Source organism: Conexibacter sp. SYSU D00693 (assembly GCF_017084525.1).
Lineage (GTDB): Bacteria > Actinomycetota > Thermoleophilia > Solirubrobacterales > Solirubrobacteraceae > Baekduia.
This window is the reverse complement of sequence record NZ_CP070950.1, coordinates 173,131-197,932: the sequence shown is the minus strand read 5'-3', so window position 1 is coordinate 197,932 and position 24,802 is coordinate 173,131. Positions and strand designations below refer to the sequence as shown.

The 24,802-nt window shown below is 75.9% G+C and carries 26 protein-coding genes; 6 read left to right on the top strand and 20 right to left on the bottom strand.

Features of this window, described 5'->3' with window-relative positions; genetic code table 11:
- Positions 1-14 precede the first annotated feature (14 nt).
- A complete protein-coding gene (locus JUB12_RS01060; RefSeq protein ID WP_205697769.1) occupies positions 15-626 on the top strand; it encodes a hypothetical protein in 612 nt (203 codons plus the stop codon).
- A gap of 429 nt (positions 627-1,055) precedes the next feature.
- On the opposite strand, the gene JUB12_RS01055 is transcribed toward JUB12_RS01060, so the two are convergent.
- On the bottom strand, positions 1,056-1,775 hold the full coding sequence (locus JUB12_RS01055; protein WP_205697768.1) for a squalene/phytoene synthase family protein: 720 nt from the start codon (positions 1,773-1,775) through the stop codon (positions 1,056-1,058).
- A gap of 78 nt (positions 1,776-1,853) precedes the next feature.
- Here JUB12_RS01055 and JUB12_RS01050 point away from each other — a divergent pair, with 78 nt between their 5' ends.
- Positions 1,854-2,765 carry an ArsA-related P-loop ATPase gene (locus JUB12_RS01050; RefSeq protein WP_205697767.1) on the top strand — a complete coding sequence of 304 codons (912 nt, stop codon included), beginning with the start codon at positions 1,854-1,856 and terminating at the stop codon, positions 2,763-2,765.
- Positions 2,766-3,231: 466 nt separating this feature from the next.
- The gene (locus JUB12_RS01045; protein WP_205697766.1) at positions 3,232-4,062 is read left to right on the top strand and encodes a lytic transglycosylase domain-containing protein; all 831 of its coding nucleotides are present in this window, start codon (positions 3,232-3,234) and stop codon (positions 4,060-4,062) included.
- 288 nt (positions 4,063-4,350) lie between these two features.
- Here the strand turns inward: JUB12_RS01045 and era are convergent, their stop codons facing one another.
- From era to JUB12_RS00980, 13 genes are read right to left on the bottom strand one after another with little or no spacing between them, the layout of a single operon-like run.
- Positions 4,351-5,268: a GTPase Era gene (era, locus tag JUB12_RS01040; RefSeq protein WP_205697765.1), complete on the bottom strand. Its 918-nt coding sequence runs from the start codon at positions 5,266-5,268 to the stop codon at positions 4,351-4,353.
- A complete protein-coding gene (ybeY, locus tag JUB12_RS01035) occupies positions 5,265-5,648 on the bottom strand; it encodes an rRNA maturation RNase YbeY (RefSeq protein WP_205697764.1) in 384 nt (127 codons plus the stop codon). The genes era and ybeY overlap by 4 nt, the downstream gene beginning before the upstream one ends.
- Before the next feature lie 5 nt (positions 5,649-5,653).
- Positions 5,654-6,631, bottom strand: coding sequence for a PhoH family protein (locus tag JUB12_RS01030; RefSeq protein ID WP_205697763.1), 978 nt, complete (start codon positions 6,629-6,631; stop codon positions 5,654-5,656).
- Complete coding sequence (locus tag JUB12_RS01025; protein WP_241004376.1) at positions 6,628-7,056, bottom strand: GatB/YqeY domain-containing protein; 429 nt, start codon at positions 7,054-7,056, stop codon at positions 6,628-6,630. Before JUB12_RS01025 ends, JUB12_RS01030 begins: the two co-directional genes overlap by 4 nt.
- Before the next feature lie 32 nt (positions 7,057-7,088).
- Positions 7,089-8,459, bottom strand: a complete 1,371-nt coding sequence (locus tag JUB12_RS01020) for an NAD(P)/FAD-dependent oxidoreductase (RefSeq protein WP_205697761.1) — start codon at positions 8,457-8,459, stop codon at positions 7,089-7,091.
- A gap of 10 nt (positions 8,460-8,469) precedes the next feature.
- A complete protein-coding gene (locus tag JUB12_RS01015) occupies positions 8,470-9,960 on the bottom strand; it encodes an NAD(P)/FAD-dependent oxidoreductase (RefSeq protein WP_205697760.1) in 1,491 nt (496 codons plus the stop codon).
- Complete coding sequence (locus tag JUB12_RS01010) at positions 9,957-11,387, bottom strand: SpoIIE family protein phosphatase (RefSeq protein WP_205697759.1); 1,431 nt, start codon at positions 11,385-11,387, stop codon at positions 9,957-9,959. Before JUB12_RS01010 ends, JUB12_RS01015 begins: the two co-directional genes overlap by 4 nt.
- A gap of 14 nt (positions 11,388-11,401) precedes the next feature.
- Positions 11,402-12,241, bottom strand: a complete 840-nt coding sequence (locus JUB12_RS01005) for a 50S ribosomal protein L11 methyltransferase (protein ID WP_205697758.1) — start codon at positions 12,239-12,241, stop codon at positions 11,402-11,404.
- Entirely contained in the window at positions 12,238-13,386 is a 1,149-nt protein-coding gene (dnaJ, locus tag JUB12_RS01000) for a molecular chaperone DnaJ (RefSeq protein ID WP_205697757.1), read from the bottom strand. The genes JUB12_RS01005 and dnaJ overlap by 4 nt, the downstream gene beginning before the upstream one ends.
- Positions 13,383-14,405, bottom strand: coding sequence for a heat-inducible transcriptional repressor HrcA (gene hrcA, locus JUB12_RS00995; RefSeq protein ID WP_241004375.1), 1,023 nt, complete (start codon positions 14,403-14,405; stop codon positions 13,383-13,385). Before hrcA ends, dnaJ begins: the two co-directional genes overlap by 4 nt.
- Positions 14,406-14,426: 21 nt before the next feature.
- Positions 14,427-14,816, bottom strand: a complete 390-nt coding sequence (locus tag JUB12_RS00990) for a MaoC/PaaZ C-terminal domain-containing protein (RefSeq protein ID WP_205697756.1) — start codon at positions 14,814-14,816, stop codon at positions 14,427-14,429.
- A gap of 2 nt (positions 14,817-14,818) precedes the next feature.
- Positions 14,819-15,259, bottom strand: coding sequence for a MaoC family dehydratase N-terminal domain-containing protein (locus JUB12_RS00985; RefSeq protein WP_205697755.1), 441 nt, complete (start codon positions 15,257-15,259; stop codon positions 14,819-14,821).
- An 11-nt stretch (positions 15,260-15,270) separates the two neighbouring features.
- The gene (locus JUB12_RS00980) at positions 15,271-16,263 is read right to left on the bottom strand and encodes a DMT family transporter (protein WP_205697754.1); all 993 of its coding nucleotides are present in this window, start codon (positions 16,261-16,263) and stop codon (positions 15,271-15,273) included.
- A gap of 34 nt (positions 16,264-16,297) precedes the next feature.
- Between JUB12_RS00980 and JUB12_RS00975 the strand changes: the two genes are divergently transcribed.
- Positions 16,298-17,710 (top strand): PLP-dependent aminotransferase family protein, encoded by a 1,413-nt coding sequence (locus JUB12_RS00975; RefSeq protein WP_205697753.1) that lies wholly within the window; start codon positions 16,298-16,300, stop codon positions 17,708-17,710.
- On the opposite strand, the gene JUB12_RS00970 is transcribed toward JUB12_RS00975, so the two are convergent.
- The gene (locus tag JUB12_RS00970; RefSeq protein ID WP_205697752.1) at positions 17,707-18,555 is read right to left on the bottom strand and encodes a hypothetical protein; all 849 of its coding nucleotides are present in this window, start codon (positions 18,553-18,555) and stop codon (positions 17,707-17,709) included. The genes JUB12_RS00975 and JUB12_RS00970 overlap by 4 nt on opposite strands.
- Before the next feature lie 97 nt (positions 18,556-18,652).
- Here JUB12_RS00970 and JUB12_RS00965 point away from each other — a divergent pair, with 97 nt between their 5' ends.
- Positions 18,653-19,285: a PIG-L deacetylase family protein gene (locus JUB12_RS00965; RefSeq protein WP_205697751.1), complete on the top strand. Its 633-nt coding sequence runs from the start codon at positions 18,653-18,655 to the stop codon at positions 19,283-19,285.
- Positions 19,286-19,407: 122 nt separating this feature from the next.
- Here JUB12_RS00965 and rsgA read toward each other — a convergent pair whose 3' ends face one another.
- From rsgA to JUB12_RS00945, 4 genes are all read right to left on the bottom strand, one after another.
- A complete protein-coding gene (gene rsgA / locus JUB12_RS00960) occupies positions 19,408-20,385 on the bottom strand; it encodes a ribosome small subunit-dependent GTPase A (RefSeq protein ID WP_205697750.1) in 978 nt (325 codons plus the stop codon).
- Between the two features lie 154 nt (positions 20,386-20,539).
- A complete protein-coding gene (locus tag JUB12_RS00955; protein ID WP_205697749.1) occupies positions 20,540-21,319 on the bottom strand; it encodes an SDR family oxidoreductase in 780 nt (259 codons plus the stop codon).
- A gap of 21 nt (positions 21,320-21,340) precedes the next feature.
- Positions 21,341-22,114, bottom strand: a complete 774-nt coding sequence (locus JUB12_RS00950; RefSeq protein WP_205697748.1) for an SDR family NAD(P)-dependent oxidoreductase — start codon at positions 22,112-22,114, stop codon at positions 21,341-21,343.
- Positions 22,115-22,124: 10 nt separating this feature from the next.
- Positions 22,125-22,679, bottom strand: a complete 555-nt coding sequence (locus tag JUB12_RS00945; RefSeq protein ID WP_205697747.1) for a carboxymuconolactone decarboxylase family protein — start codon at positions 22,677-22,679, stop codon at positions 22,125-22,127.
- Here JUB12_RS00945 and JUB12_RS00940 point away from each other — a divergent pair.
- Positions 22,678-22,977, top strand: a complete 300-nt coding sequence (locus tag JUB12_RS00940) for a helix-turn-helix domain-containing protein (RefSeq protein WP_205697746.1) — start codon at positions 22,678-22,680, stop codon at positions 22,975-22,977. The two genes, JUB12_RS00945 and JUB12_RS00940, sit on opposite strands and share 2 nt — an antisense overlap.
- Before the next feature lie 3 nt (positions 22,978-22,980).
- Here JUB12_RS00940 and lepA read toward each other — a convergent pair whose 3' ends face one another.
- Positions 22,981-24,789, bottom strand: a complete 1,809-nt coding sequence (lepA, locus tag JUB12_RS00935) for a translation elongation factor 4 (RefSeq protein WP_205697745.1) — start codon at positions 24,787-24,789, stop codon at positions 22,981-22,983.
- Positions 24,790-24,802: the final 13 nt, after the last annotated feature.

Genomic DNA, 24,802 nt, shown 5'->3' with positions numbered 1-24,802 from the left:
AGGTTCCGCCGCCGGTGCCCGGGATCGACGACGTCCGCGCGGGGCTGCGCGGCCCGCTGGGCGCGGCGCGGCTCGTGCCGCTCCTGGCGTGCGTCGCGTGGGTCGTGCGCGGCGACTGGGGCGGCGCGGTGACGCTCGGCGCCCTCGCGGTCGCGCTCGTGGCCGTCGGCGCCCTGCGCCCGCCGCGGGGCCTGGACCTCGCCTTCGTCGGCGTCGTCCTGCTGCCCACCGCCGTCGAGCTCCTCGGCCTCTACGACCGCCTGAGCTGGATCGACAGCGCGATCCACGCCCTCGTCCCCGCCGTGCTCGCGCCCCTGGCCTACGTCCTGCTCGCCCGCGCGGGCGCGCTGCCCTGGCCCGGCGAGCCGCCCGGCCGCTGGGCGACGGTCCTCCTGTGCGTCGCGTTGGGGGCCGCGACCGGCGCCCTGTGGGAGCTGCTGGAGTGGACGGCGGACTCCGTGACCGGTTCGCGGCTCCAGGAGGGGCTGGCCGACACGAACCGGGACCTGCTGGCCGACGCGGCCGGGTCGTTGCTCGGCGCAGTGGTGCTGGCGCTGCGGCCGCCGGCGCGGGGGAGCTCCCCCCGGACGGGCGCGGGGCCCGAGGCGCTCGCCGATCGGCACTGAGGAGGGCAAGGACCTGGCGGTCACGGTCGTCGCGAGCGGCAACGCGCCAGCGCGTCGGTGAATGGGGACTTCCGCTCGCATGGCGAGCGCAACTCCCCACTCACGGTCGCCGGGCCCCCGCCGCCGCCCACGGAGGACGCCCACGCGGCGGCTTCCCGCTCCTCGGTGCCGACCGGCCGGGGCGGCGCACCCTCCCGAACCGCCCGAGCGGAACGCCGCCCGCGCCGGCGCGGGGCTCGGAGCGCTCGCCGATCGGCACCGAGGAGCGGCAGGATCTGGCGGTCGCGGTGGTCGCGAGGCGCGCGGGGCGGCCCGTCCCGGGCCCGCCCGCGAGCCTGAAGTTGACCGCCTCTGTGGCGGTCAACTTCAGGGTCACGGTCGCCGCGAGCGACAACGCGCCAGCGCCGCGGAGGCCCGAGCGGTTCCGCCCTACGCCGGCGACAACCCCCGCACCTCCACGCGCCGCAGCGTCCGGCGGTACATCGCCGTCGCCGTCCGGATCGCCGGGCGCACGCGCGGGGTGACGGAGGCGCAGACCTCGTCGGCAGCGCCGAAGAGCTCGCGGGCGCGGGCGACCTCGTCGAGCGGGGCGGGCGTGCTGCGACCGGCGGCGAGCGCGCCGGCGTCGATCCCCGGGAGGTAGACGCGGTCCAGGGCGAGGTCCTCGCCGGCGTCGCGCAGGAAGTTCGTGAGCTGGAAGGCGAGGCCGAGGCGGGCGACGGCCTCCCGGCGCTCCCCGGGCACGCCGAGGAGGGGCGCGACCAGCCGGCCGACGGTGGCGGCGCTGCCCTCCATGTAGTCGTCGAGCGCGGCGCGGTCGCGCAGGCGGACGGGCGCCTCGCAGTCGACCCGCATGGAGTCGAGGTAGCGCGGTGCCAGCTCGAGCGGGATGGCGTGGCGGCGGCCGGCGTCGACGAGCGCGCCGAGGACGGGGTGGTCGCTGCGGCCGCGGCGCACGCCGTCCTCGAGCTCGCGCCCCCACGCGTCGAGGGCGGCGCGCCGCGCGGCGGGCGTCGGCGGCTTGTGCGGCCCGTCGACGAGCTCGTCGGCGCCGCGGAAGAACCCGTACAGCGCGTGGACCCCCGGGCGCACGCGACGGGGCAGCAGGGCGGTCGCGAGCGCGAAGGTCGGGTCGTGGCGCAGCTGCATGCGCGCGCACCGGGCGTAGGACCGCGACATGCTGTGCTCCGTGCATCGCACCTTCGTTGACGACCGTACCCCGCCTGCATGGATCTGACGGAGGTCCTCCGCGCCCGGCTCGTCGTCGTGACCGGCAAGGGCGGCGTGGGCAAGACGACGGTCGCCGCGGCGCTCGCCCTCGCCGCGCACCGGGCCGGGGCACGGACGATCGCCTGCGAGGTCGGCGGGCAGCACCGCCTGCCCGCCCTGCTCGGCCACGACGGGCCGCCGGCCCGGCGCGGTCGCGAGCTCGAGGCGGCGCCGGGGCTGGCGACGCTGTCGATCGACCCGACGCGGGCGCTGACCGACTTCTTCGCCCGCCACGTCCCGCGCCAGGCGGCAGAGCTCGTCACCCGCAGTGGCACGATCAGCGCGTTCGTCGCCGCCGCGCCGGGCGCCGCCGAGGTCGTGACCATCACGAAGGCCTTCGAGCTCGGACGCGACCCACGCTGGGACCGCCGTCAGGACCCCTACGACTGCGTCGTGCTCGACGCGCCGGCCTCGGGCCACGGCATCGGCCTGCTGCGCACCCCGAAGACGATCGCCGGGATCGCGCGCGTCGGGCCCGTGGCCGCGCAAGCCCGCGAGGTCGACGAGGCGCTGCGCGACCCGGACCGCACGCGCTACGTCGCCGTGACCATCCCCACCGAGCTCGCCGTCGGCGAGACCCTCGAGCTCGAGGAGCACCTGGTCGACGCCGTCGGCCGCGGCCCCGACGCGATCGTCTGCAACGGCCTGCTGGAGCGGCGCTTCGACGCGGAGGACGTCGGCGCCGCCAGCGGCCTCGAGCGCCACGCCGCCCACGCGGTGCGGGCGGCGACCGAGCGCGAGCTCGTGCAGCGCCGCCAGCTCGAGCGGCTGCTGCGCGGCGCCCGCGCCCAGGTCCATGCGCTGCCCCAGCGCTTCGGCGCGGCGCTCGGCCCGGCCGACGTCGAGCTGCTCTCCGCGCGCCTGGCCTAGCGGTCCGTCCTGGCGCTCGGCTACGGTCGCGCGCGTACGGCAGGTGCAGGGCCTTCTTCGCGCCAGGGGGAGCGGCGCGTGCACGACGAGCCGACGACCGAGCCACCCGACCGTGGGGCCGACCAGGCGTCCTTCGACGTCCTGGGCTTCGAACGGCTGCGCCCGGGCGGCGAGCGCGACCTCCTGCGCGTGCGGGCGGTGCTGCCCCCGGAGGTCGACCCGGTCGCCGGCGTCACGCTGCTCGTGGCCGGCGGCGCTGGTCGCGCCTGGCTGCGGCCGCTTCGGCGGCGCCCCCGAGCCCGACGGCGCCGGCGCGCACGTCCTGGCCTTCGGCGTCCCGGCCGCGTGGGCCGACGCCTCCCCCGCCTACGTCCTCGGCGTCGCCGGCCGCGCCGTCGCGCTGCCCACGCCCACCGTCGGAGCCCTGCGCCGGCCGCCGCCGACCGCACGCGCTCCCGCACCCCCGGTGCCCGCCGCGCCCGCGCGACGGCCGCCCGCCGTGGTCGCCGACGGCCATGCGCGGCGCCTGGCGGCCGAGCTCCACGCCGCCAAGGGCGAGCAGGCCGACCTGCGCTCCCAGCTCGCGGAGCTCCGCCACGCCCTGACCACCGCGCTCCGCGAACGCGCGGCGGCGGTCGCGCGCGCCGACGAGCTCGCCCTCCAGCGTGACCGGGCGCGGCGACGGCTGGAGGCGGCCCGCGCGGCGGCGGGCCGCGAGGGCGGCGGGACGACCTCGCGCGGCGTCGCCGGCGCAGCGGCCGCGGCCGTCCTGGCCGCGCTGGCGACGATCGTCCTCGCCGGAGGTGGCGGCGACGACGGGCCCGCGGAGGTCGAGCCCGCGCGGGCCGCCACGCCGCGCCGCGCGGCCAGGGACCAGCCGCTCGCCGGCGTGCCGGGCGACCTCCTGCGCCAGTACCGCCTCGCCGCCAGGCGCCACGGCCTGGACTGGGCGATGCTCGCGGCGGTCGGCGAGCTGGAGTCCGCGCACGGGCGCTCACTGCTGCCCGGCGTGCGCGCCGGCACGACCTCCGGCGGCGGCGCCCGCGGCCCGGCGCAGTTCGTCGACGCGACGTGGGAGCGCTTCGCGGTCGACGCGGGCGGCGACGGTCGCCTGGACCCCTACGACCCCGCCGACGCGGTGCACGCCATGGCGGCGTTCCTGCGCGCGTCCGGCGCCCCGCGCGACTGGGACGCGGCGCTGCGCGCCTACAACCCCTCCACCCCTGGTTTCGCCAACCGCGTCCGTGCCCGCGCCGCGGACCTCCGGGCCCGCGCAGCCGCAGCACGTCGCAGGTGAAAGGTGCCAGGCACCTTCCACGCGCACGGCATGGCAACGGGCGCGATCACCGCCGTGATCGCGCCCGCAAGCCGTGTGGATGTCCCCTCCGGATGGAGGTATGTGGTTGTTCGGCGAGGAACGGCTTGCGGTTCCTTGGCGTCCCTGTCGCGTCCACCGGTGCGATCCCTCCGAAGGCACCGGCTTGGCTGCAGGTCCGACCCGTCCTTGGGTCGCTCTCGCCACTCACCATCGTCGGCGCGCGGGCTCCGTCGTTGACGGAGCCTGGACGTTCGTACTGGACGGCGGTCAGTCGATGCCGAGCCGGTCCAGCAGCGCGTCGTCGGCGCGCCACCCGCGCCGCACGCGGACGGACAGCTCGAGGTGCACCTTGCGGCCGAGCTCGCGCTCGAGCTCCCGCCGGGCGGCGGTGCCGATCGTCTTGATCATCTTGCCGCCGGAGCCGATCAGGATCCCCTTCTGGGACTCGGTCTCCACCCACGCCCGGGCGCGGACGACCGCGAGGTCGTCGCGCAGGTCGTCGACCTCGTCGATGACGACCTCCACCGCATGCGGGACCTCCTGGAAGGTGCGCCGCAGCACCTGCTCGCGGACGAGCTCGGCGAGATGCACGTGCTGCGGGAGGTCCGAGCGCTCCTCGGGCGGGAAGAGGAACGGCCCCTGCGGCAGCAGGGAGACGAGGTGCTCGACCAGCGCCTCGACGCCGGTGCCCTTGCGCGCCGAGACCGGGAAGACGTCGCCCGGCAGGTCGAGCTCCGCGGCGTCCTGCAGCGCCACCACCGTGCGGCCCTTGTCGATCCGGTCGAGCTTGTTGACCGCGCAGACGACGGGGCAGGGCGCGCGGCGCAGCAGGTCGGCGATCCAGCGGTCGCCCGGCCCGACGCCCTGCTCGGCGTTGACGACGAACAGCGCGACGTCGGTCTCGCTGAGCTCCTGCTCCACGCGGCGCTGCATGCGCGCGGTCAGGGCGTCGAGCGGCTTCTGCACGCCCGGGAGGTCGGTGAGGACGAGCTGCGCGTGGTCGCGCATGGCGACCCCGCGGATCGCCCGGCGCGTCGTCTGGGGCTTGTCCGAGACGATCGCCACCTTCGCGCCGACGATCGCGTTGACGAGCGTCGACTTCCCGACGTTGGGACGGCCGGCGAGCGCGACGAAGCCCGCGCGGGTCGTCGCGGCGGGGGCGGCGGGTCCGAGCGCGTCGCTCACCAGCGCAGCAGCTCGGCCTGGAGGGCGAGCATCTCGCCGTCGTCGGTCTCGTGGTCCATGCCCGTCAGGTGCAGCACGCCGTGGACGACCGCCTCGCGCAGGTCCTCCGTGTGCTCCGGGCAGATCACGACATCGCCGAGCTCCCGCGGCCCGAGCGGCTCGTCGAGCTCGTCGATCGGGAAGCTCAGGACGTCGGTGGGGCCCTCCTTGCCGCGGTGGGCCGCGTTGAGCTCGGCGATCCGGCCGGCGTCGACGAACTCCACCGCGAGGTGGCCGTCCTCGATGCCGGCGGACGCCAGCGCCAGCGCCGCCAGCCGCTCGACCTCCGCCTCGGGCGGCTCGAGCGGCGGCGCCCCGAGGACCTCGACCTCGAGGGACACGGGCCTCAGGCCCGCTTCCGGTCGGCCGGCCGCAGCTCCGGCGCCGCCTGCTGGGCGTGCTCGTCGTAGGCCTCGACGATCCGCTGGACGAGCCGGTGGCGCACGACGTCCGCGCCGCCGAAGCGCGTGAACTCGACGCCGTCGACGTCCTCGAGGATGTCCCCGACGACGAGCAGCCCGGACCGCTCGTTGCGCGGCAGGTCGATCTGGGTGACGTCGCCCGTGATGACCATCTTCGAGCCGAAGCCCAGGCGCGTCAGGAACATCTTCATCTGCTCGGGCGTCGTGTTCTGCGCCTCGTCGAGGATGATGAAGGAGTCGTTCAGCGTGCGGCCGCGCATGAAGGCCAGCGGCGCGACCTCGATGACGCCCTTCTCGAGGTAGCCGGCGACCTTCTCGGGGTCGAGCATGTCGTTGAGCGCGTCGAACAGCGGGCGCAGGTACGGATCGACCTTCGCCATGAGGTCGCCGGGCAGGAAGCCCAGGCGCTCGCCGGCCTCGACCGCGGGGCGGGTGAGGATGATGCGGTTGACCTCGCGGCGCGCGAGCGCCTGCGCGGCCATCGCCACGGCGAGGAACGTCTTGCCGGTGCCCGCCGGCCCGATGCCGAAGGTCACGGTGTTGCGCCGGATCGAGTCGACGTAGCGCTTCTGGTTGACCGACTTGGGCGCGACCTTCGTCGAGCGGTGCTTCCAGACGACGTCCTCGAGGACCGCCGCCGGGGACTCGTGCTGGTCGAGCGCGTTGGTGACTGCCTGGATGGTGCCCTCCGTCACGTCGTGGCCGGTGTCGATGAGCTCGCTGAGCTCGCGGACGACCGTCGAGGCGGCCTGGACCGCCTCGGGCTCGCCGTCGAGCGTGACGAGGTTGCCGCGCAGGTACAGCTCGCAGGCCACGTGGCGCTCGAGCTCTCGCAGGACGGCGTCGTTGCCGGCGCTCAGCGCGGCGGCTGCCTCGTTGGAGACCTCGAGCTGGCGCCTCACCCGGCCAGGAGCTCCCTGGCGATGGCGGAGACGCGCTTGCCGTCCGCGCGACCCTGCGCGCGGTCCATGGCGAGCTTCATCACGCCGCCCATGTCCTTGGGCGAGGCAGCACCGGTCTCGGTGACGGCCTGCTGCACGATCGCGCGCAGGTCGTCGTCGGAGAGCTCGGCGGGCAGGTAGCCCTGGATGACCGCGGCCTCGCGCTCCTCCTGGTCGGCGAGCTCCTCGCGGCCGCCGTCGCGGAAGGCGGTGGCCGCCTCGAGGCGGCGCTTGCGCTCGCGGCGCAGGACCGTCACCTCGTCGTCGCCACCCTCCTTGGCCGCCTTCTGCAGCTCGGAGAGCACCAGGCGCAGCGCGCCGACGCGGTCCTTCTCCCCCGCCTTCATGGCGGTGGTGAGGTCGGACTTCACGCGATCAGCGATCACTGCGTCCATTGTAGGGCGGCGGACGGACCTCCCTAGGGGGACGGCGAGCGCACCGGGTCGGCGCCGTTGGACGCCTGCTCGTGGCTCGCGCTGCCGTCCGAGGGCGTGCCGCCCGCCGTGGGCTCGACGAGGGCCGGCGGATGGCCGAGGCCGCCGAGCTCCGACGCGTCGCGGCCGAAGAGCAGCTGGACGTTCCAGTCGGTCAGCAGGCGCCAGCGGCGCTTGGTGCCCGGCATCATCACCAGGTGGTAGGTGCGGGCCAGGAACCACGCCGGCTTGCCGCGCCACTTGATGCCCAGCGTCTGGGCCACGGCCTCGCGCTGGCCCATGTCGACGAAGACGCCCTTGGTCTTGTACGTGAAGGGCTTGACCTTGCCCTTGCCGATCGCCGCCGCGACGTTCTTGCCGACGAGGCGGCCCTGGCGGATCGCGTGCTGGGCGGTGGGCGGCGACGGGGCGCCGTCCTTCTTGGCGGGGTCGGGCACCGCGGCGGCGTCGCCGATCGCCCAGATGTGGTCGTGGCCCTCGACCTGCAGGGTCTTGCGCGTCGCGATCCGGCCGCCGTGGGTGAGCGGGAGGCCCAGCTCCTGCACGACGGGATGGGGCTTGACGCCCGCGGTCCAGACGACCGTGCGCGTCGGCACGGTCTCGCCGCCGCTGAGCGTCGCGCTGTCGGCGGTGATCGCGTCGAGCGTCGTGCCCAGGCGGATCTCGATGCCGCGCCCGCGCAGCTCGCGGTGGGCGAACTCGCCGAGCTCCGGCCCGACCTCCGGCATGAGCTGGTCGCGCGCCTCGACGAGGATCCACCGCATCCCCTGCGTCCGGCAGCGCGGGTAGAGGTCGATGACGTCGGCCGCGAAGTCCTGGAGCTCGGCGAGCCCCTCGACGCCCGCGTAGCCGGCGCCGACGAAGACGTAGGTCAGCCACTTCTCGCGCTCGGCGGGGTCGTCGAGCGTCTCGGCCGCCTCGAACGAGCGCAGCAGCCGGTTGCGCAGCTCGATCGCCTCGGGCAGCGCCTTGAGGCCGATGCCGTGCTCGGCCAGGCCGGGGATGGGCAGCGTGCGCGAGACCGAGCCCAGCGCGACGACGAGGTGGTCGTAGTGCAGGTCCTCCGTGTGGCCCTCGAGCGTCTTGACCTGCAGGCAGTTGCGCTCCGGCGTCCCGCCGACCACCGTGCCCAGGCGCAGGTCGGTGCGGTGCAGCTCCTCGCGCAGCGGGACCACGACGTGGCGGGGCTCGAGCGTCCCCGCCGCCGCGCCCGGCAGCAGCGGCGTGTAGAGCATGAAGTTCACGTCGTTGACGAGCGTGATCCGCGCCGCCTGGTGCGGCAGCCGGCGCTCGAGCGTGCGGGCGGCGTAGAAGCCGCCGAAGCCACCTCCGGCGATGACGATGTGCCAGGCCATTGCGCCTCCCCTACCCGTTCTCCAGGACCGCGATCGCCGCGCTGCGCCCGGGGATCGCGCTGACGCCCCCGCCCCGGCGCGCGCCCGCGCCGGCGAGCAGGATGCGCGGGTCGTCGGTCTCCACGCCCCAGGACCCTACCTCGGCCTCGTCGCACGCCCAGGGCCAGTCCAGGTCGCGGTGGAAGATGTGCCCGCCGGGCAGGGCGACGGCCCGTTCGAGGTCGCGTGGGGTGCTCGCCTCGAGGCAGGGACGTCCGCCGGCGTCGCGCGCCACGACGTCCATCAGCGGCTGGGCGAGGTGGGCGTCGACGGCCCGCAGCGCGGCGGCCACGGCGGCGTCGCGGTCGGCGTCGACCGGGCAGTGCAGCCCGAAGAGCGTGAGGGTGTGGCGGCCCCGCGCGCGCTCGGCCGGTCCGAGGATCGACGGGTCGGTCAGCGTGTGGCAGTACAGCTCGCACGGCAGGGGGTCGGGCAGGACGCCGGCGGTCCACTGCTCGTGGGCGGCCTGCAGGCGCGCGTAGCCCTCGCCGGCGTGGAACGTCCCGGCGAAGGCCACCTCGGGCGGCGTGCCGTCGCGCAGCGCCGGCAGCCGGTCGACGACGAGGTTGACCTTGAGCTGGCTGCCCCGCGGCGCGGGCTCCACCGCGGGACGCCCGCGCAGGCGGTCGAGGACCGCGGGCGCCAGCGCGGCGAGGACGTGGCGGGCCTGGACCACGTGCTCGGCGCCACCCGCCTCGGTGAAGCGCACCTCGCCGCCCTCGCCCACCGCGGTCACCTCGCAGCCCCGGCGCAGCTCGGCCCCGCCACCCAGCGCGGCGCCGGCCAGCGCGGCGCTCACGGCGCCCATCCCGCCGACCGGGACGTCCCACGGGCCCGCCACGACGTGCAGCAGGAAGCAGCGGTTCTGCAGCCGCGACGGGTCGTGCGCCCCCGCCGCCGTCCCGATCAGGCCGTCGGTGAGGACGAGGCCGCGGACGAGGTCGTCGCCGAAGTGCGCCTCGAGCGCCTCGCCCAGCGGGCGCTCGACGAGCGCCTCCCACGCCGCCTCGCCCACGATCCGGCGCGCGTCCTCGCGGCTGGGCAGCGGGTGCAGGAGCGTGGGCGCCAGCCGCTGGAGCCCGGCGACGAGCGCGTCCCAGCGCGCGAAGCCGTCGTGCTCGCGGTCCGGACCGCGGTCGGGGCCGAGCACGAGCGGCGGGCCGCCCGCGGGGTCCGGCGTGCAGGACGACACCGCGCGAGGTGCGAGGCGGACGTCGAGGCCGAGCTCGTCGACGACCTGGCGCGGCAGCAGCGAGACGAGGTACGCGTAGCGGCTCAGCCGCACGTCGACGCCCGGGAACGGCGCGATCGACCGCGTCGCGCCGCCGAGCTCGTCGTCGCGCTCGAGCAGGAGGACCGACCGCCCCGCGCGGGACAGGTACGCCGCGGCCGCCAGGCCGTTGTGCCCGCCGCCCAGGACGACGGCGTCGTACCGGCCGGCGCGCGGCGCCGCGGGGCTCACGGCCCGGCGTCGGCCTGCACGGCCAGCAGCGCGACGTCGTCGTGCCGGCCGGGCGCCGCGAGCAGGTCGGCCAGCGCCGCGTCGCAGACCGCCGCGGGCCCGTCGGCCACCGCGCCCGCCGTGACGTCCAGCAGCCGCTGGAGGCCGACGTCCAGCGGCCGGCCGCGGTCCTCGACCAGGCCGTCGGTGTAGAGCAGCAGCAGCGCCTCGGGCGGGAGCGCCGTCTCGAGCGCCGAGCCGACCGGCGCACCGGCGCCGACCGGCGGCCCCACGGCGCCGCGCACGAGCGTCGACGGTGCGCCGGCGACCGCGAGCACGGGCGGCGGGTGGCCGGCGCACACCGAGCGCATCCCGCGCAGGTCCTCCTCGAGCTCCGCGTAGAAGAGCGTCGCCATCTCGGCGAGGTCCTGACCGGCGAAGAAGCGCTCGACGCGGTCGAGCACGCCGGTCGGGCCGTGGCCGTCGATCGCGTAGGCGCGGACGGCCGCGCGCACCTGGCTCATGAGCCGCGCCGCGTGGGCGCCGCGGCCGGCGATGTCGCCGACGACGAGCGCCGTGCGCCCGCACGGCAGCCGGAACGCGTCGTACCAGTCGCCGCCGATCTGGACCTCGGGGCCGCCGGGCAGGTAGCGCACGTCGGCGCGCAGGCCCGGCAGCTGCGGCGCGCTGGGCAGCAGGCCGCGCTGCAGCGTCTCGGCCACGGCGCGCTCCTCGGCCAGCTCGCGCTCCAGCGAGCGCCGGCGCACGACCTCGTCGGTCGTCTCGACGCCCGAGATGAGCACGCCGCCGATGCCGTCGGGCCCGTCGACCGGGGCGAGGCTGAAGCGGTAGAAGCGCTCGGGCCCGGTCGACCACGGCACGGAGAAGTCGTCGAAGCGCAGCGTCTGGCCGGTGCGCTGGACCTCGTCGAAGGCGCCGGTGATCTCCGCGATCTCGACCAGCGCCTCGCGCACCGGCAGGCCGACGACCTCCCGGTCGGGCGGCAGCAGGTCGCGGTAGGCCTCGTTGTGCAGGCGGAAGACGTGGTCGGGGCCCCAGGTGAGCGCGAGGCCGACCGGGGCCTCGTGGATGACCGCCTGCAGCAGCGCGGAGTCGAGCTCGGACTCGGTGACGTCCTGCGCGACCCCCTCGAAGCGCTCGACCTCGCCCTCGCGCCCGCGGACCGGCAGCCCGACGACGCGCAGGCGCCGCCAGCCCCCGCCGACCTCGCTGATGCGGTAGGTCGTGACGAACAGGGAGACGTCGTGCACGGCGGTCGCCCACTCCTCGGCGACGCGCTCGCGGTCCTCCGGGTGCAGCGCCTCCTGCCAGCCGAAGTCCCGGATCTCGTCGCGCGACTGCCCGGTGACCGCGCGCCACGACGGCAGGTCGACCATGAGCTCCCCGGACGGCCGGGTGACGAAGGTGAAGGTCCCGGCGTCCGCCATCGCGTAGGGCGACCCTAGCCCGCCGGCCGGGCCAGCAGGAGCGCTGCCCACTCACCGTCGTCCAGGCGCCGTCGCTCGTGCAGCCCGTGGCGCTGCGCGAAGGCGCCGGCGACCTCGTCGGCCTCGTGCACGAGCAGGCCCGAGGCGACGAGGACGCGGGGCTGGGCGTCCTGGAACCCCGCCCGGGCGACGGCGAGCAGCAGCGGGCGCAGGAGGTTGGCGAGCACGAGCGGCGCGCCCGGCGCCGGGCCGCCCCGCAGGAGGTCGAAGCGCTCGGCGCGCACGAGGTCGTCCACGCCGTTGGCCTGCGCGTTCTCGGCGGTGGCGGTGACCGACTCGCGCTCGTGGTCGACGCCGAGGACCGGCCCCAGGCCCAGCTTCGCCGCGGCGATGGCCAGGACGCCCGAGCCGCAGCCGAGGTCCGACGCCGGCCCGCCCGCGCCCTCGGCGGCCAGCTCGCACAGCAGCTCGAGGCACAGGCGCGTCGTGCCGTGGGCGCCGGTGCCGAACGCCTGCCCGGGGTCGACGACGACCTCGAGCAGGTCCTCGCGCGGCGTGCACCACGGCGGGCGCACGTGCAGGCGCCCGCCCACGACGACCGGCTTGTGGAACTGGCGCCAGCGGTCGGCCCAGTCGTCGGCGACCTCGGTCGTCTCGACCTCGACGAGCGCGTCGCCGGCGGCGACCTGCAGGTCGGGCAGGTCGGGCACCTCGCCGGGTGGCCCGTAGACCGCGTACTCGACGACGCCGCCCTCGAGCTCGGCCTCCTCCACCCCGCTCGGGGCGAGCTCGAGCAGCTCGGCCAGCACGAGCTCCGCGTGCTCGCGCCGGACCCGGACCGCGAGGCGGATCACCGCTGGCCGTGGCCGGAGAAGAGGCGGCGCAGCTTGCCGACGACCGAGCCGTCGGCCTTGAGCTGGTGCTCGTCGAGGTCCTCGGCGAGCTCCTCGAGCAGCCCGCGCTGGTGCTTGGTGAGCGAGCGCGGGATGACGACGTCGACGACGACCTGCAGGTCGCCGCGGCGGCCCGGGCGGCGCAGTTGCGGCATGCCCTCGCCCTTGAGCGTGATCGTCGTGCCCGGCTGGGTGCCCGCCGGGACCTCGACGTCCTTCGGGCCGTCGAAGGTCTCGACGGCGCGCGTGGTGCCCAGGGCGGCGCGCGGCGCCGGGACGCTGAGGACGGTCACGAGGTCGTCGCCGTCGCGCAGGAAGCGCTCGTCGGCCTCGACCTGCACGAGGACGTAGAGGTCGCCGGGCGGGCCGCCGCGGTCACCCGCGTGGCCGCGGCCGGCCAGGCGGATGCGCTGGCCGTCGGCGATGCCGGCGGGGACGTCGACCTGCAGGCGCCGGCGGCCGACGACGCGGCCGCGGCCCTCGCACTCCGCGCACGGCTGCTTGGCCACCCGCCCGTCGCCGTCGCAGACGTCGCAGGCGACGGTCCGCACGACCTGGCCGAACGGCGAGCGGGTCACGGCCTGCAGCCGGCCGGCGCCGCCGCAGCGCTCGCAGGTCTCGATCGGGGTCCCCGGCTCCGCGCCGTTGCCGTGGCAGTGCTCGCACAGGTCGATCGCCTCGAACTCGACGTCGACGCTGCCGCCCCGGAACGCCGTCTCGAGCGAGATCGCGGTGCGCAGCGCGACGTCCTCGCCCTGCGCCGGGCCCGAGCGCCGGCCGCCGAAGCCACCGCCGCCCCCGCCGCCGAAGAACGCGTCGAAGAGGTCCGAGATCGAGCCGAAGCCGTCGAAGTTGGGGGCGGCACCGGCGCCGCGCAGTCCTTCGTGGCCGTAGCGGTCGAACGTCGCGCGGCGCTCCGCGTCGCTGAGGATCTCGTAGGCCTCCGCGGCCTCCTTGAAGCGCTCCTCGGCGTCCGGGTCGTGCTTGTTGACGTCCGGGTGCAGCTCGCGCGCGAGCTTGCGGAAGGCCTTCTTGATCGCGGCGGTGTCGGCGTCGCGGGCGACGCCGAGCACCTCGTAGGGGTCGCGGGGGGCGGTGGCGCTCACGTGCCGTAGACGTCCTCGATGAAGCGGCTGAGCTCGGACGCGGCCTCGCGCACCGAGCGGATGGCGGCGCCGTAGTCCATGCGGACCGGGCCGATGACGGAGACGGCGCCGAGCTTGCGCTGGGGCAGGCCGTAGGGCGCCGCGACGAGCGAGAGCGGACGCAGTGCGTCGACCTCGTTCTCGGAGCCGATGCGCACCAGGACGTCGCGCTCGCCCAGGACGACGCGCAGGACGCCGAGCAGCGCGACGCGACGCTCGAGCATCGCCATGAGCGCGTTGATCTGCGACAGGTCCTGGACGCGGTGCTCGGCCAGCAGGCGGTGGGCGCCGTCGACGTACAGCGTGTCCTCGGCCGTGTCGGCGAGGTCGAGGAACGCGGGCGCGAGCTGCTCGAGGAACGCGCGCTCGGACGGCCCGAGGCTCGGGTCGGCCAGGCGGCTGGAGAGCATCCGCGCGCCGAGGTCCATCCCGGTGAGGCGCTCGTCGAGGAACGCCCCCGCCCAGTGGGCCAGCCCGGGGTCGACGGAGCGGTCGAAGGTGAAGACCCGCTTGGAGACGCCGCCGGTCGAGGTGATGACGACCACCATCACGACCTGCGGCTGGAGCAGCAGGACCTCGACGTGGCGGACCGTCGCGGTGTCGATCGGCGGCGCCGTGACGATCGCCAGGAGGTTCGTGACCTGGCTGAGGGTCTCGGACGTCACGCGCATCGCCTCGTCGACCTCGCGGCGCATGAGCTCGAGGCGCAGGCCCTGGCCGTCGCGGCGCGCCGGCACCGGGAGCAGGCGGTCGACGTAGTAGCGGTGGCCGGCGTCGGTGGGGATGCGCCCCGCCGACGTGTGCGGGTGGGCGAGCAGCCCGTGCTCCTCGAGCATGGCCAGCTCGTTGCGGATCGTCGACGGCCCGCACTCGAGGTCGGGGTCGGCGGCCAGCGTCTTGGAGCCCACGGGCTGGCCCGTGGCGGTGTGCGCCTCGACGACCTTGCGGAGGATGAGCTCCTGGCGGGGGCTCAGCTGCACGGCCCCCGATTGTACGAGGGCCTAGATCTGGATCTCCGCTTCGGCGTTGCGGATGATCTGCGTGCCGTCCTGCTCGGCCACCGTGTCGACCACCGCCAGGCCGTCGCGGACCTCGCGCACCGTGCCCGTGACCTTGACCTCGCGCTCGGGCAGGCCCATGCCGCGGAACTGCACCGACAGCCGCCGCAGCGTGTGGGGGCCGCCGCCGGCCTGCGTCTGTGCGCGCGCGACCTGGGCCATGGACCACAGGCCGTGGAGGATCTTGCCGGGCAGGCCGACCTGCTTGGCGAACTCCTCGTCGACGTGGATGGGGTTGAAGTCGCCCGACGCGCCGGCGTAGCGGATCGTCAGGTGCCGGTCGGGCGTGACGGCCAGCTCGGGGAGCTCGGCGCCGGGCTGCAGCTCGGCCATGGTCAGGAACCTCGCACGATGTTGGTCCAGGTCCCGACGCACACGGTGTGGCCGTCCTGGTTGGTGCTCACGGACTCGAAGACGAAGAAGCCCTTGCCGTCGCGCTCCTCGACCGCCTTGACGGTGACCTCGGTCGAGACCTCGTCGCCGGCGACGACGAGCGGGCCCCACCGGAACTCCTGCGCGCCGTGGACCATGCGCGCGAAGTCGATGCCCACCTCCGGGTCGAGGATCGCCGGCGCGAGCGCGGGCGCGCTGTAGACCACGCAGAACATGGGCGGCGCCACGAGGTCGCGGTAGCCGGCGCGCCGCGCCGCCTCGAGGTCGAGGTGCAGCGGGTCCTGCTCGAACGTCGCGTGCGCGTACTCGCGGATCTTCTCGCGCCCCACGGCGTAGGTCGTGGCGGGGTAGCGCTTGCCGACGGCGGCTTCGTTGACGGCCATCGGCGGCGACCCTACCCGGCGGCGGGCGCCTGCTGAGCGCGTGTCGGCGCGGCGACACGGGCGCGCTGGGTGACGACGACGCACGCGACCACGGCGAGGGCGGTGAGCAGCGCCTCGGGCCCGACGTGCTCGCCCAGGACGAGGGCCGACCACCCGAGCGTCAGCAGCGGCTGGGCGAGTTGCACCTGGCCGACCTTCGCGACGCCGCCACGGGCCAGGCCGGCGTACCAGGCGAAGAAGCCCAGGAACATCGAGAAGACGCTGACGTAGGCGAGGCCGAGCCAGGCGGTCGCCGCGGCGCCGGCCGGCGGGGCGGTGACGAGGGACGCCGCGCTGACGGTGAGGGTGAGGGGCGCCGCGAGCACGAGCGCCCAGCAGATCGTCCGCGCGCCGCCGAGCTCGCGCGCGAGCACCGCGCCCTCGGCGTAGCCCAGGGCGCACAGCAGGGTGCCGGCCATGAGCTGGACGTCGGCGACGGCGAGCCCGCCACCGCCGGAGCGCGACAGGGCGAAGACGACGGTCACGGCGACGCCGGCGCCCGAGGCCGCCCAGAACCACCCGCTCGGCCGCTCGCCCGCGCGCAGCACCGCCATGACCGCGGTGGCGGCGGGGAGCACGGCGATGACGACGGCGCCGTGGGCGGCGTCGGCGTCCTGCATCGCCAGCGCGGTGCCGAGCGGGAACGCGACCGCCACGCCGAGGGCGACGACGAGCAGCGAGCGCACCTGGGCGGCGGTCGGGCGGGGCGCGCGGACGGCGAGCAGGACCACGGCGGCCAGCAGCGCGGCGACGGCGGCGCGGCCGAAGGACACCAGCCACGGGTCGAGGTCCCGGACGGCGACGCGCGTGGCGGGCAGCGAGAACGAGAAGGCGGCGATGCCCGCGGCGCCGAGCAGGAGGCCCGAGGACGAGCGCCGCCCCCGGCGGCGGCGGCGCGTGTGCGCGAGGCCAGGGCCGGCGCGGCGGACGGCTGCGGCGTCGTGCCACAACCCCGTCACCGTCATCGCGCCCGCTCCTGTAGCGTTACCCGTGCTGCTCATGTCCGAGGATAACACAAGGACCCGCGTCATCGACGACCTCCGCGCGACCGCCGCGTCGCTCTCCCCCGGCACGAAGCTCCCGTCGGTGCGCGAGCTCATGGCCCGCCACCGCGCCTCGCCGGTGACCGTCCAGCGCGCGATCAGCGCGCTGGCGGCGGAGGGCGTCGTCGAACCGCGCCCCGGCCGCGGGACGTTCGTCGCCCAGGCCCCGGTCGCCTCCGTCGCGGTGCGCCCGCCCGACCTCGCGTGGCAGGACGTCGCGCTCGCCGACCGCCCGCCCGTCCCGGGCGCGTCGCTGCAGCAGCTGCTCGGCACGCCGCCGCCGGGCGCGGTCACGCTGACCAACGGCTACCTCGAGCCGGCGCTGCAGCCCGTCGGGCCCGCCGGCCAGGCGCTCGCGCGCGCGGCCCGTCGCGCCGATGCGTGGGAGCGCCCGCCGCTCTCCGGGCTGGAGGAGCTGCGCGCGTGGTTCGCCCGCGAGGCGGGCGGCTTCCTCCACGCCCACGACGTGGTCGTCACCTCGGGCGCGCAGGCCGCGCTCTCCACGGCGTTCCGGGCGCTCGCCGCGCCTGGCGACGTCGTCCTGCTCGAGTCGCCGACCTACCACGGCGCGGTCGCCGCCGCGCGCGCCGCGGGCCTGCGCGTCGTGCCCGTGCCCGCCGACGCCGGCGGCGTCCGTCCCGACCTCCTCGCGGAGGCGCTGCGCCGCACCGGCGCCCGGATCGCCTACCTCCAGCCGCTGTGGGCCAACCCGCACGGCGCGACGCTCGCGCCCGAGCGTCGCGCGGCTGTCATGGAGGCGGTCGCAGCCGCGGGCGCGTTCCTCGTCGAGGACGACTGGTCGCGTGACTTCGCCATCGACCACGACGCGCCGCCGCCGTTGGCGGCCGACGACCCCGACGGCCACGTCGTGCTCATCCGCTCGCTGTCGAAGGTCGCGGCGCCTGGGCTGCGCGTCGCGGCCGCGCTGGCGCGGGGGACGGCGGGCGCGCGGCTGCGGGCGGCGCGCCTGGTGGACGACTTCTTCGTCAGCGGCGTCCTGCAGCTCGCGGCGCTCGAGCTCGTCTCCTCCCCCGGCTGGCGCCGGCACCTGCGCGCGCTGCGCCCCGCGCTGCGCGAGCGGCGCGACACCCTCGTGGCCGCGCTCGCCGAGCACGCCCCCGACGCGCGGCCGGTGGCGATCCCGTCCGGCGGGCTGCACCTGTGGCTCGCGCTGCCCGACGGCGTGGACGACGAGGAGCTCGCGACGCGCGCGGCGGCCGAAGGCGTGACGGTCTCCCCGGGGCGCCTGTGGTTCGCGGCCGAGGCGCCGGGGCCGCACCTGCGGGTCACCCATGCCGCGGCAGCGCCGGCCGACCTCGCGGAGGGCGCCAAGCGCCTCGGGCGGGCGCTGGCCGCGGTGGCGCGCTAGCCCGCCGGCGCGACGACGTCGAACTCGCCGTGCAGCGGGATCGACGTGCCGTCCGCGTTGAGGTGGTCCACCACGCGGTAGCGACCGGGCGGGGTGCCGGGCGGGACCTGCGCGCCCTTCGCCGCGCGCTCACCCGGCGCGAGCAGACCCGCCCACCCCGGGGACGCGAGCTCGAGGCCGACCCGCTCCCAGCCTCCCTCGTCGCGGCGGCGCTCGAGGTCGTAGCCCGCGCCGTAGACCAGGCAGCGGGCGCCCGTGTTGACGAGGTCGTACGTCGCGGTGGCACCGGCGAGGACCGTGGTCGTCGTCACGACGAGCTCGCCGGCCGCACGCAGGGACGGGTCGGTGGCGGGCGCCGGCGGCACGCACGGCCCGAGGACCACCGGCGGCGTCGTCCCGGTGGTGGAGGACACCGGGACGGCGCCGCCCGTGGTCCCGGGCGACGGCTGGACGCGGGTGGTCAGGCGCGCGGTGGCGCGCCGCCTGCCGGCGACGTCGAGGCGCAGCTCGTGCCGCGCGCCCGGCGTCGTGGCGAGCTTCGCCGCGAAGCGCCCGCCGCGCAAGGTCCGGCGCGCCAGGACCCCGAGGGTGCGGCCGCGCCCGTCGACCCGGGCGAGCGTCACGGTGGCCCGGGAGCCCGTGCGGCGCTCCCGGCGGACCTCGACGACCACGCGTGCCCCTGGGGCGCGTTCGACCGAGGTGCCCTGGACCGGCCACGTGACGCGCAGCCCTGCCACGCGCAGCGCCTCCGGGGTGGCGGAGGCGCCGGTGCGGGAAGGCGCGGCGGCCTGCGCGACGCTCGGGACGGCGAGGGCGCAGGCGAGGGCGACGGACGCGAACCGCACGCGGGCATCGTGGCGCGGCGACGGCTGTCGCACATCAGCCGAAAGGTGGATCTGGGCGCGGGCCGGCGGCCGGCAGGTGCCAGACTGCGCGGCCCCCGTGAGCCGGATCGTCGCCGTCAGCCCGCACCTCGCCGATGCCGTCTTCTCCTGCGGCGGTGCCCTGGCCCGCCATGCCGCACAGGGCCACGACGTCGTCGTGCTCAGCGTGTGCACCGCCGGCGAGGGCCTGGCCTCGCGCCGCGAGGAGGACCGCCGCGCCGTCGCGGCCCTCGACCTCGCCGGCGCCGTGCACGCCGGGCTGCCCGTCGGCGCGGGCGATGCGGAGCTGGCGACGGCGGTCCTGCAGGCGGCCTTCGAGCAGCTCCTGCCCGACCTCGTCCTCAGCCCGCTCGGCATCGGGGCCGGCCCCGACGGCGACGCGGTCGCGACCGCGCTCGACGCCCTGGGCCTCGAGGGGCGGCTGCGCTGGGTCGACCTCCCGGGTGCCCTCGTCGAGCCCGAGGCGGTCGACGAGGTCCTGACCTCGGGCGCCCGCCGCCCCGTCGTCGTGCCGATCGGCGACGCCCTGGACGCCAAGCTCGACGCCGGCGCCGCCTACGCCTCGGCCCTGCCGACGACCTTCGGCGACGAGCCCGCGATGCGCGAGCACGTCACGGACTTCGCGACCCGCTGCTCCATCCTCGCCTCCGCCGACCAGCCCGTCGAGCTCCTCCTCGCCCCACCCCGCTGAGAAGAAGGGGACAGTCCCCTCCTTCTCACGCGAGGCGAACCCGCCCGTTTGCAGGCGCTTCGTCCGCGACGACGCCGCGAGGGCTGCGAGGCCGTGCGAAGAAAGGGACAGTCCCCTGCTTCTCAGCGGTGGCGGGTGCGGGCCTGGACGTCCTTGCGGTGCAGGCGGTGGAAGGCGCGGGAGCGCTCGCGGCGCTCCTGCGCGGTGAGGCCCTCGCGCTCGAGCTTGCGCAACGAGCGCAGGCGGTCGGGGTCGAGGTCGCCGGCGGCGATCGCGGCCTGGACGGCGCAGCCCGGCTCGCCCTCATGGGCGCAGTCGGCGAAGCGGCATCGGGCGGCGAGCGCCTGGACGTCGGCGAAGGCCTCGTCGAGGCCGTCGGTCGACGCCATGCCGGGCAGCCGCACCCCCGGGGTGTCGACCAGGAGCGCGCCGTCGTCGAGGACGAAGAGCTCCCGGTGGGTCGTCGCGTGGCGGCCCCGTTCGTCGCCCTCGCGGACCTCGAGGGTCCGCTGGCGCTCGTCGCCCAGGAGGAGGTTGACGAGCGTGGACTTCCCGACGCCCGAGGAGCCCGAGAGCACCGCGGTGCGGCCGGGCACGAAGCGGGCGCGCAGCGCGGTCACGCCCCAGCCGTCCTGCGCGCTGAGCGCCAGGACCTCGCACCCCAGCCGGGAGGCCAGGGTCGCGGCGTCGCCGAGGGGGTCACGGGAGAGGTCGCCCTTGCTGAGGACGACCAGCGGCTCCACGCCGCCTGCCCGGGCCAGCGCCACGAAGCGCTCGACGCGCCGCGCGCTGAGGTCCTGGCCGGCCGCCGTGACGACGACCGAGAGGTCGGCGTTGGCGACCTGGCCGGCACCGTCGCGGGCCAGGACGGTGCGTCGCGGCAGCAGCGCGCGGACGGCGCCGTCGCGCACGCCGACCCAGTCGCCGACGAGCACGGCGTGGTCGCCCAGGACCGGCAGCAGCGCTTCGAGGTCGTCGCCGCGCACGGCCACGCGACCGCGGTGCACGGCGGTCACCCGCGCCGGAACCAGCGCGGGGTCCTGCAGGTCGGCGAGGGCGCGCGCCCAGTCGCCGTCCCACCCGAGGGTGGTCTTGGTCACTTCGAGGTCTCCTTCGCAGCATGGACGTCATGACGGGTGGCGTGGCCGCGCGTCCCCGAAGCGGGGCGCGGCCGAGGTCAGGACGTGGCGGCGAGGAGCTGCATCCGCCGCGCAGGCTAGAGCGCTGCGCGGGTGCTCGCCAGTGCGGCTGGCCCTACTTCGCGCCGGTGGCCGGGGTCATCGCCCCGCCGCCACCCGTCGCCTTGCGCACGACGCGCGGCATGAGGACCCGCGCCGCGGCGACCAGCCCGTAGGCCCGCGGCACGTAGCGCTCGGCCTTGCCGCCCGGGCCCGCCTCGAGGATCGCGTCGGCGACCTTGTCCGGCGTCGAGACCATCCAGCGCGTCCTGGGGTTGTCGACGAGCTCGCGCTGCGGGAAGCCCTCCGTGGCCACGAAGCCCGGCAGGACCAGACCGACGTGGACGCCGTGCGCGAGCTCCTCGAGGTGCAGCGCGTCCGTCCACCCCGCCAGGGCGAACTTCGACGCGGAGTACGCGCCGGAGTTGGCCCGCGAGACCCGGCCGGCGGTGCTCGCGACGTTCACGATCGAGCTCGGCGCGCTGCGGCGCAGCAGCGGCAGCAGCGCCTCGGTCAGCCGCACCTGCGCGTCGAAGTTCAGCCGCATGTGGCGCTCGACGTTCGCCCACCCGTGCTCGGGGTCGCCGAAGCGCCCGCGCCACGCCGCGCCCGCGTTGTTGACCAGCAGGTCGAGCCGCCCGTGCTCGGCCTCGACGGCCTGCAGGATGCGCGCCGGCGCCTCGTCCTCCAGCAGGTCGACCGCCAGGACGGTGGCCTTGCCGAGCTCGGCCGCGAGCGTGCGCAGCCGGTCCTCGCGCCGGGCGACGAGGACGACGTGGGCGCCGCGCTCGCGCGCGAGCTTGCGCGCGGTGGCCTCGCCGATCCCGCTCGACGCGCCGGTCACCAGGGCGATCATGGGCGCGACCCTACTGGCGCGTCAGACGATCGTCGCGACGGTGCCGCCGTCGACCGACCACGCCGCGCCCGTGACCGTCGACGCGCGCTCGGAGCACAGGAAGGCGACCACGTCGGCGACCTCGCCGGGGTCGGCGAAGCGCCCGAGCGGGACCTTGGCCTCCTGCACCTCGAGCGCCTCCTCCCGGGAGATCCCGCGCGCCTTCGCGGTCTGGTCGGCCAGGCCGCCCTCGGCGACCCACAGCGGCGAGGCGGTGGCGCCCGGGGCGACGGCGTTGACCAGCACGCCGTCGGCGGCGTAGCTGTCGGCGAAGACGCGCGAGAGCGACAGCTGCGCGGCCTTGGTGACGGAGTACGCGGCGTTCGTCAGCGACGGGCGCTTGCCCGCCGAGGAGCAGACGTTCACGACCCGCCCCCAGCCCCGTGCGGCCATGCCGGGACACCACGCCTTCATCAGCCGCATCGGCGCGACGACATGGAGGTCGTACTGCGCGTGCCACTCGTCGTCGGTCAGCGCGTCCAGCGGCTTGGCGTACGACGTGCCGGCGTTGTTGACGAGCACGTCGACGGCGTCGCCCGCCGCCGCGGCGATGGCGTCGAGCGCCGCCGGGTCGACGACGTCCGCCGCGACCGCGACGCCTCCGACCTCCGCGGCCGCCGCCCGGACCCGCTCCTCCCGACGGCCGACGAGCACGACGTGCGCGCCCTCGGCGGCGAGCCGCCGCGCGGTCTCGAGCCCGATCCCGGCGCTCGCGCCGGTCACGACGGCGGTCTTGCCGGCGATGCCCAGGTCCATGGGCCGCAGCCTAGGCGGGCGGGGCGACCGCCCACGGCTCGCCCTCGACGCCGAACGCCCCGCAGCAGAACGAGACCAGGTGGTAGAAGCCGACGAGGCAGACGAGCTCGACGAGCGCCGCCGCGTCGTGGTCCGCGGCCAGGGCCGACCAGGTCGCGTCGGTGACGGTGCCCGTGTCGTGGAGCTCGTCGACGAGCGCCACGAGCCGCCGCTGGCGCGGGCTGAACGCGGGGTCGTCCGCCTCCCCGGCCCAGGTCGCAGCAAGCCAGTCCTCGCCCAGCCCGAGCGGCTGTGCGAAGAGCCGCGCGTGAACGCCCCACTCGTACGCCGCCCCGCAGCGCGCCGTCGTGCGGTGGATGACGGTCTCGCGGTCGGCGGCGTCGAGCGTCCCGAACGACAGCAGCGAGCTGCCGATCTGCCGGAAGCGCCCGAGGAGCTGCGGGTGGTGGGCGATGGTCCGGAAGAGCGCGAGCGGCGGGAGCTCGGCGGCGCCCATGAGCCGGCGCAGGTCCTCGGCGACCGGCGCGTCGTAGGGCGGCTCGAGGGGCTGGAGGCGCGGCGTCATGGCCGCTACCCTGGCACTTCTGAATTCGAAGCACAAGCACCCGATCAACGACCTGCTGGAGCTCCTGGGCCGTCGCTGGGCCCTGCGCGTCCTGTGGGAGCTGCGCGACGCGCCCCTGCCCTACGCGGAGCTGCGACGCCGCTGCGACGAGGTCTCCACCTCCGTCCTCGCCCAGCGGCTGAAGGACCTGGCCGAGGGCGGCATCGTCGAGCAGCGTGCCGGGGCCTACGGCCTGACGGAGGACGGGCGCGAGCTCGCGCCGATCCTGCTGGACCTCGACGCCTGGAGCCGCCGCTAGGCGCTACTTGTCGTCGCCCAGCTCGAGCACCGCGAGGAACGCCTCCTGCGGGACCTCGATGCGCCCGACCTGCTTCATGCGCTTCTTGCCCTCCTTCTGGCGCTCGAGGAGCTTGCGCTTGCGGGAGATGTCGCCGCCGTAGCACTTGGCGGTCACGTCCTTGCGGAAGGCCTTGACCGTCTCGCGCGCGACGATGTTCGCGCCGATCGCCGCCTGGATGGGGACGTCGTACTGCTGGCGCGGGATCTTGGCCCGGAGCTTCTCGGCCAGCTGGCGGCCGATGGGGTAGGCCTTGTCCTTGTGGACGAGCATCGAGAGCGCGTCCACCGGGTCGCCGGCGAGCAGGACGTCGAGCTTCACGAGGTTCGACGGCCGCATCCCCGTCACCTCGTAGTCCAGCGACGCGTAGCCGCGGGTGCGGGACTTCAGCTGGTCGAAGAAGTCCAGGACGATCTCGCCGAGCGGGACGTCGTAGGTCAGCTGGATGCGGTCCTCGGAGAGGTACTGCATGCCGTGGTGCTCGCCGCGCTTCTCCTGGCAGAGCTCCATGACGGTCCCGACGAACTCCTTGGGCGTCAGGACGCTGATGCGCACGTAGGGCTCGCGGACCTCGGCGATCTTCTGCGGGTCGGGGTAGTCCGACGGCGAGTGGATCTCGAGCTCCTCGCCCGCGGTCGTCGTCACCTCGAAGCCGACCGACGGCATCGTCGCCATGAGCTCGAGGTCGTACTCGCGCTCCAGGCGCTCGCGGACGATGTCCATGTGCAGCAGGCCGAGGAAGCCGCAGCGGAAGCCGAAGCCCAGCGCGTCGCTCGTCTCGGGCTCCCACGTGAGCGCCGCGTCGTTGAGCGAGAGCTTCTCGAGCGCGTCGCGGAGGTCCGGGTAGCGGTCGGACTCGATCGGGAACAGGCCGCAGAACACCATCGGCTTGACGTCCTGGTAGCCCGGCAGCGGCTCCGTCGCCCCGTTGCGCCGCAGGGTCAGCGTGTCGCCGACGCGCAGCTGCGTGACGTCCTTCAGGCCGGTGATGAGGTAGCCGACCTCCCCCGGTCCGAGCGTGTCGGCGCTCGTCATCGTCGGCGTGAAGAAGCCGATGTCGTCGATGTCGGCCTCGGTGCCGGCGGCCATCGCGCGGATGGCGTCGCCCTTGGTGAACGTCCCGTCGACCACGCGGATGTAGGCGACGACGCCGCGGTACTGGTCGAACTCGGAGTCGAAGATCAGCGCCCGCGGCGGCGCGTCCGGGTCGCCCTCCGGCGGCGGCACGCGCTCGACGAGGCGCTCGAGGACCTCGAGCACGCCCTCCCCCGTCTTGCCGGAGATGCGCACGATGTCCTCGGGGTCGTCGCCGATGAGCTCGGAGACCTCGCCCGCCACGCGCTCGGGCTCGGCGCCCGGCAGGTCGAGCTTGTTGAGGCACGGGATGAGCTCGAGCCCCGCGTCGACCGCGAGGTAGGTGTTGGCGACCGTCTGGGCCTCGACGCCCTGCGAGGCGTCGACGACCAGCAGCGCGCCCTCGCACGCCGCCAGCGACCGCGAGACCTCGTAGGTGAAGTCGACGTGGCCGGGCGTGTCGATGAGGTGGAACTGGTAGGTCTGGCCGTCGCGCGCCGTGAAGTACACGCGGACCGCCTGCGACTTGATGGTGATCCCGCGCTCGCGCTCGAGGTCCATCGAGTCCAGCAGCTGGGCACGCATCAGCCGCGGGTCGACGGTCTGGGTCATCTCGAGGATGCGGTCGGCCAGCGTCGACTTGCCGTGGTCGATGTGGGCGATGATGCAGAAGTTGCGGATCCGGCTCTGGTCGGCCACGAGGACGGCGAAG